The 3,334-nt window shown below is 70.3% G+C and carries 3 protein-coding genes; 2 read left to right on the top strand and 1 reads right to left on the bottom strand.

What is annotated here, in order from left to right; translation table 11 throughout:
• A partial coding sequence (locus tag ACTUAL_RS28595; protein WP_440902413.1) for an FAD-dependent oxidoreductase occupies window positions 1–437 on the bottom strand: 437 nt, incomplete at its 3' end.
• 218 nt (window positions 438–655) lie between these two features.
• Between ACTUAL_RS28595 and ACTUAL_RS28600 the strand changes: the two genes are divergently transcribed.
• Window positions 656–1,396: an MIP/aquaporin family protein gene (locus tag ACTUAL_RS28600; protein ID WP_096496978.1), complete on the top strand. Its 741-nt coding sequence runs from the start codon at window positions 656–658 to the stop codon at window positions 1,394–1,396.
• A 31-nt stretch (window positions 1,397–1,427) separates the two neighbouring features.
• Window positions 1,428–2,942 carry a glycerol kinase GlpK gene (gene glpK, locus ACTUAL_RS28605; protein WP_096496977.1) on the top strand — a complete coding sequence of 505 codons (1,515 nt, stop codon included), beginning with the start codon at window positions 1,428–1,430 and terminating at the stop codon, window positions 2,940–2,942.
• Window positions 2,943–3,334 lie beyond the last annotated feature (392 nt).

Here is a 3,334-nt window from a genome sequence, read left to right on the forward strand (position 1 = left end):
ACCGAGCGCGCGCCGCCCATGGTGTCGTACATCAGCAGCCCGGCGGCGGTGTACGGCCGCTCCCACACCCGGTTCGTCAGCGGGTACAGGAAGCTCACCGGCTTGACCAGGTGCGGCGCGATCTTGGTGAGCATCAGCTCCCGCTCGCGCAGCGCCTCCCTGACCAGGCCGAACTCCAACTGCTCCAGGTAGCGCAGGCCACCGTGGAAGAGCTTGCTCGACCGGCTGGACGTGCCCGACGCGAGGTCGCGGGCCTCCACCAGGGCGACCTTCAGGCCCCTGGTGGCGGCGTCCAGGGCCGCGCCGACGCCGACCACGCCGCCGCCGACGATCACCAGGTCGAAGGTCTCCTCACCGAGCCTGCGCCACGACCGCTCCCGGTCCTCGGGACCGAGCCTGCCCGTTGCGGAGGTTCGTGACGGGTTGCGCGTGGCCACTGGAAAGCGCCTCCTCGACGTGCTGTCCGACCGGTGGCCGCGCGCCCTCGGCGGCGCCGCCGGATCGTCCTAGCTGGACTGACACCCCCACGGTACCCGCTGTTGTGTCCGGTATGGACAAGTCGATCATGGCGATTTAACGTCACACTCCGTGGGATGGGCGACGACGCCGAGCCCGGCTGGTCGCCGTCCACCTGCACGAGAGGAGGTACGGCGACATGACCGCCGGTTCGATCTTCGTCTGGGAGACGCTCGGCACCGCCCTGCTCATCCTGCTGGGCGCGGGCGTCGTGGCCAACGTGACGCTCAAGGACTCGCTCGGCAAGGGCGGCGGCTGGCTGCTGGTCAACTTCGGCTGGGGTCTCGCCGTGTTCGTGGGCGCCAGCGTCTCGGCCCCCAGCGGGGCGCACCTCAACCCGGCCGTCACCCTCGGCCTGGCCGCCGCGGGCAAGACCGAGTGGGCCGACGTGCCGGTCTACTTCGCGGGGCAGATGATCGGTGCCATGCTCGGCGCGACGCTGGCCTGGCTGGCCTACAAGAAGCAGTTCGACAACCACGACGACCCGGCGGGCACCAGGGGTGTCTTCTGCACCGGGCCGACCGTCGCCAGCGCGCCGTGGAACGTGCTCACCGAGGTGATCGGCACGTTCGTGCTGGTCATCTGGATCCTGCTCAGCCCCGGCGTCGAGCTGGCCGCCGACGGCACCCCCAACTTCGGCAACTCCGCCCTGGGCTACGCGGGCGTGGCGTTCCTCGTCATCGGCCTCGGCGCCTCCCTCGGCGGCCCCACCGGCTACGCCATCAACCCGGCCCGCGACCTCGGCCCCCGCATCGTCTACGCGCTCCTGCCGATCAAGGGCAAGGGCAGCGCCGAGTGGGGCTACTCCTGGATCCCGGTGGTCGGGCCGCTGATCGGTGGCGCGCTCGCCGCACTCCTGTACCTGGCACTCCCGGTCTGACCGGGCCTCCTCCGACGACGAAGGGCCACTGATGACGAAGTACGTCGCCGCCATCGACCAGGGCACGACCTCCACCCGGTGCATGGTCTTCGACCACTCCGGGCGGGTCGTCGCGGTCGACCAGAAGGAGCACGAGCAGATCTTCCCGAAGGCGGGGTGGGTCGAGCACGACGCCGAGGAGATCTGGCTGAACACGCGCCAGGTCGCGGCGGGCGCGCTGGCCAGGGCGGACCTGAACGCCTCGGACCTGGCCGCGGTCGGCATCACGAACCAGCGCGAGACCGCGCTGGTGTGGGACCGGACCACCGGCAAGCCGGTCTACAACGCGATCGTCTGGCAGGACACCCGCACGGACCGCATCTGCGCCGAGCTGGGCGCGCTGGGCGGCGGGCAGGAGCGGTACCGGGCGAAGACGGGCCTTCCGCTGGCCACGTACTTCTCCGGGCCCAAGGTCAAGTGGGTGCTCGACAACGTCGAGGGCGCGCGGGAGCGGGCCGAGGCCGGGGACCTGCTGTTCGGCAACATGGACACCTGGGTGCTGTGGAACCTGACCGGCGGGGTGCAGGGCGGCCTGCACGTCACGGACCCGACCAACGCGTCCCGCACGCTGCTGATGGACCTGGACACCCTGGACTGGGACGCGGAGATCGCGGCCGACATGGGCATCCCGCTGTCGATGCTGCCGGAGATCCGGTCGTCGTCCGAGGTGTACAGCGAGGTCAGGACGCGGGGGGCGCTGGAGGGCGTGCCGATCGCGGGCGTGCTCGGCGACCAGCAGGCGGCGACGTTCGGGCAGGCGTGCCTCTCGCCGGGCGAGGCCAAGAACACGTACGGCACCGGCAACTTCCTGCTGCTCAACACGGGCACCGAGAAGGTGATGAGCGAGAACGGGCTGCTCACCACCGTGTGCTACAAGATCGGCGACAAGGCCCCGGTGTACGCGCTGGAGGGGTCGATCGCGGTCACCGGGTCGCTGGTGCAGTGGCTGCGGGACAACCTGGGCATGATCGGGACCGCGGCGGAGGTCGAGCAGCACGCGCGGACGGTCGAGGACAACGGCGGGGCGTACTTCGTGCCCGCGTTCTCGGGGCTGTTCGCGCCGTACTGGCGGTCGGACGCGCGCGGGGCGATCGTCGGGCTGACCCGGTTCGTGAACAAGGGGCACCTGGCGCGGGCGGTGCTGGAGGCCACGGCGTACCAGTCGCGCGAGGTCATCGACGCGATGAACGCGGACTCCGGCGTGCCGCTGAAGTCGCTGAAGGTGGACGGCGGGATGGTCGTCAACGAGCTGCTGATGCAGTTCCAGGCGGACATCCTCGGGGTTCCGGTGATCCGGCCGGTGGTGAACGAGACCACGGCGCTGGGCGCGGCCTACGCGGCGGGGTTGGCGGTCGGGTTCTGGGAGTCGGAGGACGACATCCGGCAGAACTGGGCCCAGGACAAGCAGTGGGACCCCGCGATGGACGACTCGCTGCGGGAGAAGCAGTACCGGAGCTGGAAGAAGGCCGTGACGAAGACCTTCGACTGGGTGGAGGACGAGGACTGAGCTCGGCCACGGGTGAAGGGCCACGGGTGAAGGGCTGCGAGCTGAAGGGCAAGAGATGAAGATCAAGAGCTGAAGAGCGCGCCTCGCCGGCGGGGCAGACCTCCAAAAAAGAGGGGGACGGGCTCTGCCGGCCGGTGGCGCTTCTGTTGGTGGTCCCGTTTACCACTGCGGTGGGCGGGGTCCCTCTTCTCCGTGTGGCCTCCTTTCAGGCAAGCACGCTCGTCAAGACGCCGTTGGGCACCCCGGTCTTCCGGGCAGTGCGGCGGCATCTTGACGAGCGTGCTCGGGCTTCGCCAGGCCAAACGGAGAAGAGGGACGCGGGATTGGCTGGCTGCGGGCTCGCTGCGCTCGCCCCGCAGCCCGCGAAGCGGTGAGGGGCTCAGTCCAGGTCG

This window comes from Actinosynnema sp., from assembly GCF_052038725.1.

What these genes read in the sequence shown, in the direction of transcription:
- ACTUAL_RS28600 (WP_096496978.1), top strand. Translation starts at nt 656, where the DNA reads ATGACCGCCGGTTCGATCTTCGTCTGGGAGACGCTCGGCACCGCCCTG.
- glpK (WP_096496977.1), top strand. Translation starts at nt 1,428, where the DNA reads ATGACGAAGTACGTCGCCGCCATCGACCAGGGCACGACCTCCACCCGG.